At 62.3% G+C, this 15877-nt stretch carries 16 protein-coding genes; 9 read left to right on the top strand and 7 right to left on the bottom strand.

The window, feature by feature from the left end; translation table 11 throughout:
• Positions 1 to 5 precede the first annotated feature (5 nt).
• The 3 genes from FJ934_RS02150 to FJ934_RS02140 all read left to right on the top strand — a co-directional run bounded on the left by FJ934_RS02150 (position 6) and on the right by FJ934_RS02140 (position 2952).
• Positions 6 to 461, top strand: a complete 456-nt coding sequence (locus tag FJ934_RS02150) for a GNAT family N-acetyltransferase (RefSeq protein ID WP_140607008.1) — start codon at positions 6 to 8, stop codon at positions 459 to 461.
• On the top strand, positions 461 to 2026 hold the full coding sequence (locus FJ934_RS02145; RefSeq protein WP_140607007.1) for an amidase family protein: 1566 nt from the start codon (positions 461 to 463) through the stop codon (positions 2024 to 2026). The genes FJ934_RS02150 and FJ934_RS02145 overlap by 1 nt, the downstream gene beginning before the upstream one ends.
• Before the next feature lie 128 nt (positions 2027 to 2154).
• Positions 2155 to 2952 carry a YdcF family protein gene (locus FJ934_RS02140; protein WP_140607006.1) on the top strand — a complete coding sequence of 266 codons (798 nt, stop codon included), beginning with the start codon at positions 2155 to 2157 and terminating at the stop codon, positions 2950 to 2952.
• Here FJ934_RS02140 and FJ934_RS02135 read toward each other — a convergent pair.
• Positions 2925 to 3644 (bottom strand): DUF599 domain-containing protein, encoded by a 720-nt coding sequence (locus tag FJ934_RS02135; protein WP_140607005.1) that lies wholly within the window; start codon positions 3642 to 3644, stop codon positions 2925 to 2927. The genes FJ934_RS02140 and FJ934_RS02135 overlap by 28 nt on opposite strands.
• A 26-nt stretch (positions 3645 to 3670) precedes the next feature.
• Positions 3671 to 4366 carry a cysteine hydrolase gene (locus FJ934_RS02130; protein ID WP_140607004.1) on the bottom strand — a complete coding sequence of 232 codons (696 nt, stop codon included), beginning with the start codon at positions 4364 to 4366 and terminating at the stop codon, positions 3671 to 3673.
• A 190-nt stretch (positions 4367 to 4556) separates the two neighbouring features.
• On the opposite strand from FJ934_RS02130, the gene FJ934_RS02125 reads away from it, so the two are divergent.
• The 3 genes from FJ934_RS02125 (at position 4557) to FJ934_RS02115 (ending at position 7450) form a co-directional block, all read left to right on the top strand.
• Positions 4557 to 5960 (top strand): L-serine ammonia-lyase, encoded by a 1404-nt coding sequence (locus FJ934_RS02125; protein WP_140607003.1) that lies wholly within the window; start codon positions 4557 to 4559, stop codon positions 5958 to 5960.
• A 72-nt stretch (positions 5961 to 6032) separates the two neighbouring features.
• Positions 6033 to 6470 (top strand): DUF1489 family protein, encoded by a 438-nt coding sequence (locus tag FJ934_RS02120; RefSeq protein WP_140607002.1) that lies wholly within the window; start codon positions 6033 to 6035, stop codon positions 6468 to 6470.
• Positions 6471 to 6748: 278 nt separating this feature from the next.
• Positions 6749 to 7450, top strand: coding sequence for a DnaJ domain-containing protein (locus FJ934_RS02115; protein ID WP_140607001.1), 702 nt, complete (start codon positions 6749 to 6751; stop codon positions 7448 to 7450).
• 43 nt (positions 7451 to 7493) lie between these two features.
• Here the strand turns inward: FJ934_RS02115 and FJ934_RS02110 are convergent, their stop codons facing one another.
• Positions 7494 to 8915, bottom strand: a complete 1422-nt coding sequence (locus FJ934_RS02110) for a D-alanyl-D-alanine carboxypeptidase (RefSeq protein ID WP_140607000.1) — start codon at positions 8913 to 8915, stop codon at positions 7494 to 7496.
• Between the two features lie 295 nt (positions 8916 to 9210).
• Between FJ934_RS02110 and FJ934_RS02105 the strand changes: the two genes are divergently transcribed.
• The 3 genes from FJ934_RS02105 (at position 9211) to clpA (ending at position 12620) form a co-directional block, all read left to right on the top strand.
• Positions 9211 to 9540 (top strand): phasin family protein, encoded by a 330-nt coding sequence (locus FJ934_RS02105; RefSeq protein ID WP_095774324.1) that lies wholly within the window; start codon positions 9211 to 9213, stop codon positions 9538 to 9540.
• Between the two features lie 275 nt (positions 9541 to 9815).
• Positions 9816 to 10145, top strand: a complete 330-nt coding sequence (clpS, locus tag FJ934_RS02100) for an ATP-dependent Clp protease adapter ClpS (protein WP_010909565.1) — start codon at positions 9816 to 9818, stop codon at positions 10143 to 10145.
• A gap of 6 nt (positions 10146 to 10151) precedes the next feature.
• The gene (gene clpA / locus FJ934_RS02095; RefSeq protein WP_140606999.1) at positions 10152 to 12620 is read left to right on the top strand and encodes an ATP-dependent Clp protease ATP-binding subunit ClpA; all 2469 of its coding nucleotides are present in this window, start codon (positions 10152 to 10154) and stop codon (positions 12618 to 12620) included.
• Between the two features lie 88 nt (positions 12621 to 12708).
• On the opposite strand, the gene FJ934_RS02090 is transcribed toward clpA, so the two are convergent.
• The 4 genes from FJ934_RS02090 to FJ934_RS02075 all read right to left on the bottom strand — a co-directional run bounded on the left by FJ934_RS02090 (position 12709) and on the right by FJ934_RS02075 (position 15853).
• Positions 12709 to 13140, bottom strand: a complete 432-nt coding sequence (locus FJ934_RS02090; protein WP_140606998.1) for an HIT family protein — start codon at positions 13138 to 13140, stop codon at positions 12709 to 12711.
• A 236-nt stretch (positions 13141 to 13376) separates the two neighbouring features.
• On the bottom strand, positions 13377 to 14591 hold the full coding sequence (locus tag FJ934_RS02085; RefSeq protein ID WP_140606997.1) for a GNAT family N-acetyltransferase: 1215 nt from the start codon (positions 14589 to 14591) through the stop codon (positions 13377 to 13379).
• A gap of 55 nt (positions 14592 to 14646) precedes the next feature.
• Positions 14647 to 15375, bottom strand: a complete 729-nt coding sequence (locus tag FJ934_RS02080) for a glycerophosphodiester phosphodiesterase (protein ID WP_140606996.1) — start codon at positions 15373 to 15375, stop codon at positions 14647 to 14649.
• A gap of 13 nt (positions 15376 to 15388) precedes the next feature.
• The gene (locus FJ934_RS02075) at positions 15389 to 15853 is read right to left on the bottom strand and encodes a RidA family protein (RefSeq protein ID WP_140606995.1); all 465 of its coding nucleotides are present in this window, start codon (positions 15851 to 15853) and stop codon (positions 15389 to 15391) included.
• Between the last annotated feature and the right edge of the window lie 24 nt (positions 15854 to 15877).

The raw sequence follows: 15877 nt of genomic DNA, 5'->3' as shown, positions 1-15877 counted from the left end.
CGCCGATGGCAATCGAGATCGCCATCGAGACGCCGTTGCAGGACGACGTGCGCGGCCTGGTCAGGGAACTCAACGAAACCCTGCTCGAATTGACGCCGCCGGAGCATTGCTACCACCTGACGGTCGAGCAGATGGCAGGCCAGGACACGACCGTTTTCATCGCCCGCGATAGGGGCGTCGCCATTGGTTGCGGTGCGCTGAAACGCCATGGTGACGGCATTGGTGAAGTCAAGCGCATGTATACGCGGCCTTCGCATCGCGGCCAGAAGATCGGCGCCAGGATCGTCGAGCGGGTCGAGGCGCTGGCGCGCGATGAAGGGCTGAAGCGGCTGGTGCTGGAGACGGGCGACCGCCATCCCGCCGCATGGACCGTGTACGAGCGTGCCGGGTTTTCGCGCTGCGGCCCGGTGCTGGATTATCCCGATTCCGAGTGGTCGGTGTTTTACGAAAAGAGCCTTTGATGAGCGACCTGACCCGACTGACGATTTCGCAGGCCCGCGCCAAACTGCGCGGCAAGGAAATCACCGCGACCGAGATCACCGAGGCTTATCTCTCCGCGATCGATCGCGCCAATCCGGCGCTCAATGCCTATGTCGCGGTCACCGGCGACAAGGCGCGCGACATGGCCAAGGCGTCCGATGCCAGGCTGGTCAAGGGCGAGGGCGGAGCGCTGGAAGGCATTCCGTTGGGGATCAAGGACCTGTTCGGCACCGAGGGTGTCCACACCCAGGCCTGCAGCCACGTGCTCGACGGCTTCAAGCCGCGCTACGAATCCACCGTCACGGCAAATCTGTGGGCCGACGGCGCGGTGATGCTCGGCAAGCTCAACATGGATGAGTTCGCCATGGGCTCGTCTAACGAGACCTCCTATTATGGCCCGGTCATCAACCCGTGGCGGCGTTCGCGCCTCGACACGGTGGTGATGCCGACGACGCATCAGGGCGATGGCGGCTTCGTATCGGCCGGTGGCACGAAAACCCAGCGCAGCCTGGACAACGCGCAGCTGGTGCCGGGCGGTTCTTCCGGCGGTTCGGCGGCCGCGGTCTCTGCCTTCCTGTGCGCCGGCGCCACGGCGACGGACACCGGCGGCTCGATCCGCCAGCCGGCCGCCTTCACCGGCACGGTCGGCATCAAGCCGACCTATGGCCGCTGCTCGCGCTGGGGCGTCGTCGCCTTCGCCTCGTCGCTGGACCAGGCCGGGCCGATCGCCCGTGACGTGCGCGACGCCGCGATCCTGCTCAAGTCGATGGCCTCCGTCGATCCAAAGGACACCACTTCCGTCGACCGGCCGGTGCCGGACTACGAGGCGGCGATCGGCAAGCCGATCAGGGGCATGAAGGTCGGCATTCCCAAGGAGTATCGCGTCGACGGCATGCCCGAAGAGATCGAGGCGCTGTGGCAGAAGGGCATTGCCTGGCTTAAAGAGGCCGGCGCCGAGATCGTGGATATCTCCCTGCCTCATACCAAATACGCGCTGCCGGCTTACTATATCGTGGCGCCCGCAGAGGCGTCGTCCAACCTGGCGCGCTATGACGGCGTCCGCTATGGGCTGCGCGTGCCGGGCAAGGACATCGTCGAAATGTATGAGAAGACCCGCGCCGCGGGCTTCGGCCGCGAGGTCAAGCGCCGCATCATGATCGGCACTTATGTGCTCTCGGCAGGCTATTACGACGCTTACTATCTGCAGGCGCAGAAGGTGCGCAACCTGATCAAGCGCGACTTCGAAAACGTCTTCGCCGCCGGTGTCGATGTCATCCTGACGCCTGCGACACCGTCCGCCGCCTTCGGCATCGCCGACGAGGATATGGCATCCGATCCGGTCAAGATGTATCTCAACGACATTTTCACGGTCACCGTGAACATGGCCGGCCTGCCGGGCATCGCCGTGCCCGCCGGTCTCGACCCCAAGGGGCTGCCGCTCGGCCTGCAGCTGATCGGCAGGCCGTTCGAGGAAGAAACGCTGTTCCAGACGGCGGCTGTCATCGAACAGGCGGCCGGCACATTCCAGCCGGAGAAGTGGTGGTAAGGGTATCGCTCGACTAGCGCATGGCCCCAAATACCGGAATCGATTTCGGAAAGGATCATGCGCAGAATCAAAGTTTTACAGCGTCCTTTGCGCGTCCAAGCACGCGCGGCGCTGTGATGGGGTGAGCGATGTTCTTCTATCTTTCCAAGATATTCTGGTTCTTCATTCAGCCGCTCAACCTTGCCATCTTGCTACTGCTGGCAGGCTTGCTGGCAGCGCTTTTCGGCCACCGGCGGCTTACGGGCACCAGCAGCGTGCTCGCCTTCCTGATCCTCGCCCTGTCGGCCTGGACCTCGCTTGGCGCCATGATGCTCAATCCGCTGGAGGAACGCTTTCCACGGCCGCCGCTACCGGAGAAGGTGGACGGCATCGTCGTGCTCGGCGGCGGCTTCGAGGGCGCCATCAACCTCGTGCGCGGTGGCTACGAATTGAGCACCAGCGGCGATCGCATGGTCGAGACCGCGATCCTGGCCCGGCGCTTCCCGCAGGCCAAAGTGGTTATATCAGGCGGAAACGGTTCGCTTTTCCTTGATGGCGAGGGCGACGCCGACACCGCGCCCCGCCTGCTCGGCCCGCTGGGTGTCTCGGCTGATCGCCTCGTCCTCGAGGACAAGTCCCGCAACACTTATGAAAATGCGGTCTTCAGCCGCAAACTGGTCGATCCGAAGCCGGGCGAGACCTGGCTGCTGGTGACCTCCGCCTTCCACATGCCCCGGGCCAAGGCATTGTTCGACAAAGCCGGTTTTCCAACCATCCCATGGCCGGTCGACTATCGCACCTCTGGCAAAGAGGGCGTCGGCCTGTTTCGCGACAACGCCGCCGATTCCTTGCAGAACACGACCATGGCGATCCGCGAATGGATCGGGCTTTTCGCCTATTGGCTTTCCGGCCGTATCGATCAGCCCTTTCCGGCGCCGGGCGGCTGACCAATGACGGCGCGCCGCGCCGCCGAGAAGAACTGGCGCCGCACGAGCACGGCCAGCAGCAGAAGCGTCGACAGCACGAACACCACGGGATCGACGAACCAGCCGAGATAGCCGATCGAGAAGAACACGCCGCGCAGGCCCGAGTTGAAATGCTTGCCGGCCAGCATGTTCATCTGCGTCGCGCGCCAGACAGCCGTTTCGGTGACCGGGTTGCGCGAGGCTTCGCCATGCGGGATCGGCACGGCGCCTATCAGGATCGAGCAATAGTTGAACAGCCGGTAGGCCCAGCCGAATTTGAAGAAGGAAAAAGCCAGGATCAGTACCAGCCCGAGCACCTTGATCTGAAAGGCCGAGCGTGACGGCGCGCTGCCGAGCGGCAGGTTGCTTAGCACTTCAAGAACCCGGTCGGAGGCGCCGAGCAAGGCAAAGCAGCCGCCGAGCGCGATCAGCGAACTGGAGGCGAAGAAGGCGGTTCCCTGCTGCAGGCCGCTCATGATGGCGGTGTCGACGATGCGGATCTCGCGGTCGGCCATGGTGCGCATCCAGGCTTCGCGCTGCGCATTCATCGCCGTCGTCAGTGACATGCGGCTGACCAACCTGCCGTCGGAAGCAAGCGTGTGCAGCACCCAGGCCAGGAGGAAAAAGCCGAGCGCCGCGAGGTCTGCCGTCGACAGGTAGGAGGAATCGTCCATGCTTTCTTGTACCTGCTTTGGTTGGCTCAGGTCGGCAAGGGTTCGGTGGCTTCCATCTCCAAGGCCTTGATGACTTTGTCGGTGCTGGTGACCCATCCCAAGGCGTTCTCGAAATTCCACAATGTCGATTGGCGATTGAAATCCGGGCCCGAATGGTTGATCGCGTCCTCGACCAGGATAGGCCAGAACTCCAGCATGTAGGCGTCGCGCGCGGTTGCATCGACGCAGATGTTGGTGGCGACCCCCGTGAAGAGGAGATAGCGGATTTTACGGGCACGCAGGTATGTTTCCAGGCCGGTGTTGCAAAAACCGCTGTAGCGCGATTTGCGAATAACCTCGTCGCCCGGCTCGGGCTTCAGGGCGTCGACGATCCGCCAATCCCAACTGTCGTCTATCAGCAGCTTGCCGCGAAGCTCCGGGCGCTCGCGCATCAGCACCATCCCCAATTCCTTCTGGTAGTTCGGCGAGGAGGGGTCTCCCGCGTCGCTGAGATCAGACCGATATGACATCTGGAGATAGACCACCGGCATGCCATTTCGGCGGGCGGCCGCAAGCAGGCGCCTGCTGGCTTCGATCGCCGGGGCAGCGCCTGAAATGTCCATGCCTGCCAAGTCGAACATACCGCCCGCCGAGGCAAACGCGTTCTGCATGTCCACAACGACGACCGCTGTCCGGGCGGGATCGATATGCACCGGCTTCGGCCTGGCATCCAACACGAGCATCACATCCCCCTCATGAACCGCAAACCACGCTGGTGCGTTATGTGCGAGAATAGCCGCGAGCCGATGCTCCGGCAATCAATGTCGCTGCCGGAGCAAACAAAGTCGGCAGATGCTGCGCCGCGATTGCCAAAAGAGCGGAAACATCCCGGGAATTCCTATATGTACTCCTCGACGTGACTCAGGAGACAGCGTGTTCCTTTCGGTTTTCGACCTGTTCAAGATCGGCATCGGCCCCTCCAGTTCGCATACGATGGGGCCGATGACGGCCGCGCGGCGGTTTCTCGACGAGGTCGCGGGAGATGACTGGCCGCGGCCCGCCGGCGCCAAAATTGCCCGCATCGGCGCCAGCCTGCATGGCTCGCTCGCCTATACCGGCATCGGCCATGGCAGCGACCGCGCTGTCACCCTTGGCCTCGCCGGCCAGACCCCGCAAACGGTCGACCCCGACCAGGCCGATGAAATCGTCAGCCGGATCACCGCCGACAAGCTGATCTCACCGCCCGGCCATCCCTCCTACCGTTTCGACCCGGCCACCGATCTGGTGCTCGACCGCAAGACGCCGCTCACCGGCCATGCCAATGGCATGGCGTTCTATGCCTACGACGCGGACGGCCGCCTGCTGCTCAAGCGCATCTACTATTCGATCGGCGGCGGATTCGTGGTCTCGGAAGAAGAGTTGCAGCGAATGAGGGCCAAGGGGTCGGTGCCGGCAGAAGGCAAGAAAGTGCCGTATCCCTTCAAGAATGCGGTCGAAATGCTGAAGATGGCGGCCAGGAGCGGCCTTTCGATTGCCGAAATGAAACGCGTCAACGAGCAAACGCAGATGTCGCGCGAAGAGCTCGACGCCGGTCTCGACGCCATCTGGAGTGCCATGAAGGGCTGCATTGACCGCGGGCTGTCGCAGGACGGCGTCATGCCGGGCGGGCTGAAGGTGCGGCGCCGCGCCAGACAGCTCCACGACAAGCTGCAGGAGCAGTGGCAACAGAATCGGCCGAATCCCTTGCTCGCCAATGACTGGCTGTCGATCTACGCGATGGCCGTGAACGAAGAGAATGCGGCTGGCGGCCGCGTCGTCACCGCCCCCACCAATGGAGCCGCGGGCACACTGCCTGCGGTGCTGCGCTATTGGCTGCATTTCCATCCCGAGGCCGACCAGCCAAGCATCCGCGACTTCCTGCTGACGGCTGCCGCTGTCGGCGGCATCATCAAATCCAATGCGTCGATCTCCGGCGCCGAGGTCGGCTGCCAGGGCGAGGTGGGCTCCGCCTCGGCAATGGCCGCGGCAGGCCTGTGCGCCGTCATGGGCGGCACGCCCGAGCAGGTCGAGAACGCCGCCGAGATCGCTCTCGAACACCATCTCGGCATGACCTGCGATCCGGTCGGCGGGCTGGTGCAGGTGCCGTGCATCGAGCGCAACGCGCTTGGCGCCGTCAAGGCGGTGACGGCGGCATCCCTGGCGATCAAGGGCGACGGCGTCCATTTCGTGCCACTCGACGCAGCGATCGAGACCATGCGCCAGACCGGCCTCGACATGAACGAGAAGTACAAGGAAACCAGCCTTGGCGGCCTGGCTGTCAATGTCGTGGAGTGCTGAGCAGGCGTCTGGCACTGTGGAGAACTTGTTCAGGCCGTTGACGCGTTGGTGCACCGGATTAAATCTTCGGGAATGGCTCTCAATCTCCTGAAACTATGCGTCGGCTGCGACAGCGTCGAGGATCTCGAGGAATGGATTGCATTCCGCCTCGACGAACGGCGCCGGGCCGGCGAAGCGGCCGAACACTGGCACACGACCCGCATGATGCCGACGCGCGGCGCCGAGATCACCGACGGCGGCTCGCTCTATTGGGTAATCAAGGGCAGCGTCCAATGCCGTCAGTTGATCACGGAGATCCGACCTTTTACCGACGATGAGGGCATCGGCCGCTGTCACCTGGTTCTCGACCAGCAAGTCGTGCGCACCGACTGGCAGCCGCGCCGGGCATTCCAGGGGTGGCGCTATCTGAAGCCATCGGACGCACCGGCCGATCTCGGCAAAGGCAAGGCGGGTTTGGTCGAGATGCCGCCGAAACTCCGGCGCGAGCTTGCCGACCTGGGCTTGCTATAGCTCATCGAGCCGAAGCGTTGCCCGTTGCTGTCGCGGGCTGGTTTCTGGCCCTCTATCTTGCTTCGCACTGGACTTGCAAGCGGCGCGACAACGCCACATCTTGAAATTCATGCGCGATGAAACTGTCGAAGTCGACGAAGGCTGCGGCGTTGGCGGACCCGGTTCGTATCGCGGCCCTATTCTTGTCCGCGGGAAGGCCATGATTCCGGCGCAGAAAAAGTGTTGAAGGACATCACGCGGCTGTCCAGGCGGACAGGGCACCTGCGGGGCAGTGGGAAATGTTAGGCGCAATTATCGTTCTGGTCGCATTGCTGCTGGTGCTGCTGGGCATAGCCTCGGCTTTCCTCCAGGCCAATCCGGCCCGGCTCGCAACCGAGATGAAAACAGTTGGGCCGATCCTGCTGGCACTGGTTGGTGGCGCGGTGCTCCTGGTCGGACGTCAAGGGATCGGCGGTATCATCCTGTTCGCGGCGATCGCCTGGTACGGCGCCACGCGCGCGAGCCGGCCAAATGCCAATCTGGCGCCTGGGAAACGCTCGATGGTGCGGACGGCAGCCCTCGATATGGAGCTCGACCACAATACGGGTGGCCTAGAAGGACTGGTTCTGGCCGGCCGCCACGACGGCAAGATGCTTGGCGCGATGGGTCTTTCGGAATTGCAGCATCTCTACCGCGAACTCTCCGGCGATGCGGAGAGCCGCCAGCTGCTAGAGACGTATCTTGACGGCAGATTTCCCGTCTGGCGCAAAAACACTGAGACGAACGGTGGCGAAGGGCTGGGTGTTGCGCCAGGTCCGGGCGCCATGACTAAGGAGGAGGCCTACAAGGTCCTTGGTCTTGAAGCGGGGGCCGCCGCGGCGGATGTCCGCAAGGCGCACCGCCGCCTGATGCAGCGCCTGCACCCCGATGTCGGCGGCACGTCTTTCCTGGCGGCGCGGATTAACGAAGCCAAGGACGTCTTGCTCTCCAATCACAACTAGTTCTCCTTCGACGCAGAAATTTTCCGGGAGATATCTCGCCGCCTTACTGCTGGACGGCGTAGCAGGCGATCTTCTTCTTCTTCAAAGCGGTGCAGGCCTTCCAGGCGGCATCCTTCGAGTCGAAACCGCCGAAACGGGCGCGGTAGTAGGTCTCGCCATCCTTGTCGAAGGCGACGGTGAAGCCGGAAGCATCGGCCAGCACCTTGGGCGCTTGCTTGGTGGTCTTGTCGAGAAATGCCTGGGCTTCGGACTGTTTCGGCGAAGAGGCGACCTGGATCGCCCAGCCCGACGGTACCGACGCGGTGCTGACCGGATCGACGGCGGGGGCCGGCTCGGCATAGGCGGCCACGACCTGTGCCGTGGCGACTTTCGGGCTGGAGACGATGACCGTCTTCACCTTCTTTGCCGGGGCGACGAGTTTGGGAGTCTCGGCCTCGGCAGTGCTGTCGGCATTGTCTTCATCCTGGGCGACCATCGCATCCTCGGCAACGGCGTCATCGGCACTGGCCACCGCCACCGGCTTGTCGTCCGGGGTCGGCGCGTCGTGCTTGGGCAGGAGGACTTTGGCAATTGCCTTGACCGGGTTGCTGTCGGCCTTGGCAACCAGATCACCATCGCCGCGGGTCGAGGCCCGCGGCATATAGGTATGGATCAGGCTCGCCATCTGGTTGTCACGGCTGCCGCCCGAGGTGCCGCCCATCACAACGGCGACAAGGCGGCGGTTGCCGTCGGACACTGACGAGACGAGATTGAAGCCGGAGGCGCGGGTATAGCCGGTCTTGATGCCGTCGACGCCCTTGATGCGTCCAAGCAGACGGTTGTGACCGTTGATGCGCTGGCGGCCGTAGAGAAAAGATCGCTGCGAGAAATAGCCGTAATATTGCGGGAAATGCTCCCGGAGCGCGATGCCGAGCGTGGCCATGTCGCGCGCCGTGGTGAACTGACCCGGGTCGGGCAGGCCGTTGGCGTTGCGGAAGACGGTGCCGTTCATGCCGAGCTGACGCGCCTTGGCGGTCATCATTCGGGCGAAATTGGTTTCGTTGCCGCCCAACATTTCGCCGAGTGCTGTCGCCGAGTCGTTGGCCGACTTGGTGACTATCGACAGGATGGCGGTCTCGACCGTGACCGAACCGCCCGGCTTCACACCGAGCTTCGTCGGCGCCTCCGCGGATGCCTTGGCGGAAAACACGACTGGCGAGTTCTTGCCGATCTTGCCCGCCGCCATCGCTTCGAAGGTCAGATAAAGCGTCATCATCTTGGTGAGCGAGGCCGGGTAGCGGCGGCCGTTGGCATCGGCTGAATAGAGCACCTTGCCGGTCTTGGCGTCGACCACGATGGCGGACGACCTCGCCGCCAAGGACGAGGCGGCGCCGGCAACGACAAACGTTATCGCCATGGCGATGATCATGATCGTTTTGAGGGGAGAGGTGGATTTGGAAACGATGCCCGACAACGCCTGACGCACTGGTAGTTCCTTTGAATTCTCGTTGCTTTGGAGGCGGCAAAGGGATCCTGCCTCACTTCCGGCCACGCTACCGGGGCAGCGTTACCAATCCGTTTATGGTAACCGCCGCGTTCACCATTTTCTTCGGGCTTGAAGCTCTCTTTATTCGAATCTTAGCCATTGACGTTCGGGCGGTGCCTCCAGCGGGCGAAATGTTGACTTTTTGTGCAGCGCACAATATATAACGTGCATTGCACAAAACGCCGCCCGGGCAGGGCGCGTCCTATGAACAGGCAACCGTCAAGGGAATCAGGAAATGACCCAGACCTACGAAGATTTCAGCAAATACGGCAAAGAGTTTGCCGACACCGGATTGAAGAGCTTCGCTTCGCTGTCGAAGGGCGCTCAGGCGATCGCCACCGAGGCCGGTGAATACACCAAGAAGAGCTTCGAAGCCGGCAGCGCCGCCTTCGAGAAGCTGTTCTCGGCCAAGTCGCTGGACAAGGCGATCGAGATCCAGTCCGACTACGCCAAGCAGTCCTACGAGGCATTCGTTGCCGAGGCCACCAAGATTGGCGACCTCTATGCCGAACTCGCCAAGGAAGCCTACAAGCCGTTCGAATCGATCGTTGCCAAGGCGAAGTAATTTTCGCCTGACAGTCTAACTCCGGCCCTTTGGGCCTGGGACAAACCCGGTGGCGGAAACGCAGCCGGGTTTTTTCATGTCAATTTCCGGTCCAGGGCCGCGTCACGCTTCACGATTGCGAAAATCCGCCAAGTTTGGTCACCTAGCCATATTGTCAGCTAACCAGAAGGGCTTAAAATCGTCCATCGAACACCTACATGTTGAACTCGCATGAGGATTCGAAGAGGCAGGATTACGTGACGATCGGTTTGACTGCCACGAAACAAGTGGCGCGGATGCAAAACGGCGGCGGTGACGGCAATGAGGCCGGCCGCGGGACGGCGGTCATCACGCGCACCAAAACCAAGACCAAGAAGCCCAGCCTCTACCGGGTCCTCATCCTCAACGATGACTACACTCCGATGGAGTTCGTGGTTCACGTGCTGGAGCGTTTTTTCCAGAAGGACCGCGAAGCCGCCACACGCATCATGCTTCATGTTCACAATCATGGAGTGGGCGAGTGCGGGGTCTATACATTCGAGGTGGCCGAGACCAAAGTGTCTCAGGTCATGGATTTCGCCCGACAGAATCAGCATCCGCTGCAATGCGTGATGGAGAAGAAGTGAGGTAACATGCCGGCTTTCTCCCAAGGCCTGGAAAAGGCGCTTCACCAGGCGCTGACGCTCGCCAATGAGCGGCACCATGAATATGCAACCCTTGAACATCTGCTGCTCGCGTTGATCGACGACACGGAGGCCGCCGCCGTCATGCGCGCCTGCAACGTCGATCTCGACGAGCTGAAGCACACTGTTCTCACCTATATCGACACCGAGCTCGACAACCTCGTCACCGGTTACGACGAGGATTCCAAGCCGACGGCCGGCTTCCAGCGCGTCATCCAGCGCGCTGTGATCCATGTGCAGTCGTCGGGCCGCGAGGAGGTATCGGGCGCCAACGTGCTCGTCGCCATCTTCGCCGAGCGCGAGAGCCATGCCGCCTATTTCTTGCAGGAACAGCAGATGACCCGCTATGACGCGGTCAACTATATCTCGCACGGTATCGCCAAGCGTCCGGGCGCATCGGAGACGCGCTCGCCGCGTGGCGCCGATGACGAGCAGGGCGGCCAGAATGGCGCCGAGCCGCAGGAGGAAGGCGGCAAGAAGAAACAGCAGCAGGATGCGCTGACGGCTTATTGCGTCAATCTCAACAACAAGGCCAAGGCCGGCAAGATCGATCCGCTGATCGGGCGCGAGTCGGAGATCAACCGCACCATCCAGGTGCTGTGCCGCCGCTCGAAGAACAACCCGCTCTACGTCGGCGATCCCGGCGTCGGCAAGACGGCGATCGCCGAGGGGCTGGCCAAGCGCATCGTCGAGGGCGACGTCCCCGAAGTGCTGCACAACGCCACCATCTTCGCGCTCGATATGGGCACGCTGCTGGCCGGCACGCGCTATCGCGGCGATTTCGAGGAACGGCTGAAGCAGGTCGTCAAGGAACTCGAGGATTATCCCGGCGCGGTGCTGTTCATCGACGAAATCCACACCGTGATCGGTGCGGGCGCGACGTCGGGCGGCGCCATGGACGCTTCGAACCTGTTGAAGCCGGCCCTGTCGTCGGGTGCGATCCGCTGCATCGGTTCGACCACCTACAAGGAGTTCCGCCAGTTCTTCGAGAAGGACCGCGCTTTGGTGCGGCGCTTCCAGAAGATCGACGTCAACGAACCGACGGTCGAGGACGCCATCGAGATCATGAAGGGCCTCAAGCCCTATTTCGAGGAATTCCACAAGGTCCGCTACACCAGCGAAGCCATCAAGGCCTCGGTGGAACTGTCGGCGCGCTACATCAACGACCGCAAGCTGCCGGACAAGGCGATCGACGTGATCGACGAGACCGGCGCCTCGCAGATGCTGGTGCCGGAAGCCAAGCGCAAGAAGACCATCGGCATCAAGGAGATCGAAGCCACCATCGCGACCATGGCGCGCATCCCGCCGAAAACGGTTTCGGCCGACGACGAGAAGGTGCTTCAGGGCCTCGATATCGAGCTGAAGCGCGTCGTCTACGGCCAGGATACCGCCATCACCGCGCTCACCTCGGCGATCAAGCTGGCGCGGGCCGGCCTGCGGGAACCGGAAAAGCCGATCGGCTCCTACCTGTTCTCGGGCCCGACCGGCGTCGGCAAGACCGAGGTCGCCAAGCAGTTGGCTGCTTCGCTTGGCGTGGAGCTGATCCGCTTTGACATGTCGGAATATATGGAACGCCACACCGTTTCCCGGCTGATCGGCGCGCCTCCCGGCTATGTCGGCTTCGACCAGGGCGGTCTGTTGACCGATGGTGTCGACCAGCATCCGCATTGCGTGCTGCTGCTGGACGAAGTGGAAAAGGCACATCCGGACCTGTTCAACATCCTGTTGCAGGTCATGGACCACGGCAAGCTGACGGACCACAACGGCAAGCAGATCGACTTCCGCAACGTGATCCTGATCATGACCACCAATGCGGGTGCGTCGGATGCGCAGCGCGCGGCGATCGGTTTTGGTTCGACCAAGCGCGAAGGCGACGATGTCGAGGCGATCAACCGGTTGTTCACGCCGGAGTTCCGCAACCGCCTCGATGCGATCATCCCGTTCGGCTCGCTGCCGGTGCCGGTCATCCATCAGGTGGTGCAGAAGTTCGTCATGCAGCTCGAAGCCCAGCTCTCCGAGCGTGGCGTCACCTTCGACCTGTCGCCGGATGCGATCGCCTGGCTCGCCGACAAGGGCTATGACGAGCGCATGGGGGCACGGCCGCTCGGCCGCGTGATCCAGGAGCACATCAAGAAGCCGTTGGCCGACGAGGTGCTGTTCGGCAAGCTGAAGAAGGGCGGCACGGTGCGTGTCACCGTCGAGAAGAAGGAAACCGGCGAGACCGGCCTGAAGCTCGAATCGCTGGCCGACGAAGCGCCGGTGAAGCCGAAGAAGGAAGAGCCGGAAGACGCGCCGAAGCCGCGCAAGGCGGTGGCCAAGAAGCCTTCTGCAAGGAAGGTAGTGGCGCAGAAGCCGGAGCCCAAGGGCAAGGATGGCGGCAAGCGCAGCCTTGTACCGCAGCTGCCCCGCAAGGGCTGACAGCTCTTGCTCCAGTAATAAAAAAGCCCCGGAGACGGGGCTTTTTTATTGCGCCATAGTCATCATGCGAGTGCGGCGAACAGACGCCTCAGCTTGCGAGTGCGGCACGGATCTTGCCGGCATTCTCGGCCAGCACTTCCGGCTTCTCCATCTGTCCGGAATGCGGTTTGAGCGGCACGCCCTCGAAGCGCGGAACCACATGGACATGCAGGTGGTAGACGGTTTGTCCGGAGGCCGGCTCGTTGAACTGCATGAGGGTGACGCCGTCGGCGTTGAAGGCCTTTTTCACGGCCACCGCCACTTTCTGCACGACGGCAAACAATGGGCCGAAGGTCGCCGGGTCGGCGTCGAGGATGTTGCGCGACGGTGCCTTTGGCACCACCAGCGTATGCCCCGGTCCTTGCGGCATCACATCCATGAAGACCATGACCGCATCGTCTTCGTAAACGCGATGCGAGGGAATTTCTCCACGCAGGATCTTTGCGAAGATGTTGTCGGTGTCATAGGCGGTTTCAGCCATGGCGAATGCTCCAGATTGTGCCTCGCCGTCCCGTGTAGCGAAGCTCTTCGGGAGCGGCAAGACGATGACGGGCGATCAGGCGAGATCGACCATCCAGATTCGACAAGTGCGCGATGGAAGCGCCTTTTGCGATGCGATGATCTATCGAAATAAAATGCGGCGCAGACGCCAAACCCTGCATGTGTCCTCAGGGGCTTACGCACCCATGGCCGGGGCATGGCATGCCAAAAAGCCTGCTATTCCTCGAGATCCTTGCGGAATGGGGTATGCTCTTCCAGATATTCGCCCATCCGCTCCACCTCGCGCCTTTCGCGCCTGAGGTAGTCGGCGACCGCGTTGCGTAAGCCAGGGTGCGAAATGTAATGGGCCGAATGCATGGTCACCGGCCGGTAGCCGCGTGCCAGCTTGTGCTCCCCTTGCGCGCCCGCCTCGACCACCTTCAGCTTGCGTTCGATGGCGAAGTCGATGGCCTGGTGGTAACAGACCTCGAAATGCAGGAAAGGGTGATCCTCGATGCAGCCCCAGTTGCGGCCGTAGAGCGCGTCGGAGCCGATGAAATTGATGGCTCCGGCAATGTAGCGCCCGTTGCGCCTGGCCATCACCAGCAGGATGTCGTCCGCCATGCGTTCGCCGATCAGCGAAAAGAACTGGCGGTTCAGATAGGGGCGGCCCCATTTGCGGCTGCCGGTGTCCATGTAGAAGGTAAAGAAGTCGTCCCAGGCCTCTTCGGTCAGATCCTTGCCGGTCAGCCAGTCGATTGAGATACCGTCGGCAAGCGCCTCGCGCCGTTCCTTCTTCATTGCCTTGCGCTTGCGCGAAGCCAGCGTGGCGAGGAAGTCGTCATATGTCGAAAAGCCTTCGTTGAAGAAGTGGAACTGCTGGTCGGTGCGATGCAGGAAGCCCGCGGCCTCGAGCGTCGCGACGTCGTTCTCCTGCGCGAAGGTGACATGCGCCGAGGACACGCCGAGCTTGTCGGTCACCATTTTGAGACCGGCCGCAAGACCAGCCTTCACCGCATCCTGATCCTCGCCCTTGCTGACCAGCAGGCGAGGGCCGGTGACGGGCGTGAATGGCACGGCGCACTGCAATTTCGGGTAATAGCGGCCGCCGGCCCGCTCGAAGGCATCCGACCAGCCGTGGTCGAACACATATTCGCCCTGGCTGTGCGATTTCAAATAGCAGGGGACTGCGCCCAGCAGCCTGCCTTGTGCATTTTCGAGCCGCAGGTGATGTCCTTGCCAGCCGGTGCGCCTGACAGCGCAACCGGAATCCTCAAGCGCGCTCAAAAAAGCAAATGAAACGAGGGGATTGTAGCCGCTTTCTGCATTATTGCGCGACGTGCCGACAAAGCCATCCCATTCATCGCAAGTGAAGGCACCGATACCAGCGGCGATGCGGATTGAAAACTCCGCGTTCGCTGTTTGCCCGTCGCCGTCATCGCCCTGATCCATGCGGCTTATTTAAGCTCCATCCGGGCCGCTACAAGTCACGTTTGAGTCACCTCGTTCAGGCGATCTCGACGAGGTCGGGTTCGAACCCTTCGAATGTCATCTGATCCGCATATTTGAAGGTCAGGTCGACCGCGGGCTGATCATGCACCGTCCAGGTGATAACTGGCATTTTGAGTTTTTCACGCACGAAACTGACAAACGGGTTCGGCAGGTCGCCGGCGGCATACGACGTGAAGGAGAGCTCATGCGCCAGCATGGCGAAATGCGCTTCGATCAGCTTGAGGTCCCTGCCGTAGGCCGTCAATCCAGCGGGAATGCCAGGCGCGTGCTTTGGGAAATCGCGGATCAGCCAATGATCGAACGACATGATCGCCGTCTTGCCCGTGTAGCGCTTGAGCATCTTGCCGACTCGCGCCACCAGGCCTTCGTCCCGACCGGGAATCCCTTTCAGTTCGACGACAATGGGCACGCGACCATCGACGAGGTCGAGCGCTTCCTGCAGCGTCGGCACGTGATCGGCCGTGCCCCCAACCTTGAGCGCGCCAAGTTCAGCCGCGCTGCGTTGCCAGACGAAGCCATCCTGTCCGGTCAGCCTTTTCAGGTCGTCATCATGGATGATGATGGGAACGCCGTCCGACGACAGATGCACGTCGCATTCGATGGCATAGCCACGTTCGGCCGCGGCTGCGAAGGCGGAAAGCGTGTTTTCCCAGCGCGTCTTGTTCATGTCGTGAAAGCCGCGATGGGCAACGGGCCGGGCGATCAGCCAGGAGAGGTCGGTCATGTCAGGCCTTCGCTCACTCGACTTCGAAGATTGCTTCGATTTCCACCGCGGCGTTAAGCGGCAGCGAGGCGGTGCCGACCGCAGAGCGGGCATGCTTGCCGCGCTCGCCAAGGGCGGCGACCAGGAAATCGGAGGCGCCGTTGGCAACCAGATGCTGCTCGACAAAGTCGGCGGCGGAGGCGACGAAGACGGTGATCTTCACCAGCCTGCGGATCTTCTCAAGATCACCGAGGGCGGCCTTGGCCTGGGCCAGAATGTTGATCGCGCAGTATTTTGCCGCGTCCTTGCCGGTAGCGGTGTCGACGTCGCGGCCGAGCAGCCCGGTCGCCTGCAGCTTGCCGTCCTTGAGCGGCAACTGTCCGGCGGTGAACAGCAGGTGGCCGGTCCTGCAATAGGGCACGTAGTTGGCCGCGGGCGCGGCCGCGACAGGAAGCGTCACGCCGAGATCGCTTAGCCGCTTTTCGATTGTTTCACTCATTGCTTTTCCCTATTGCTGGAAGGC

Source organism: Mesorhizobium sp. B2-4-12 (genome assembly GCF_006441575.1).
GTDB lineage: Bacteria > Pseudomonadota > Alphaproteobacteria > Rhizobiales > Rhizobiaceae > Mesorhizobium.
This window is presented reverse-complemented; position numbering and strand designations above follow the sequence as displayed.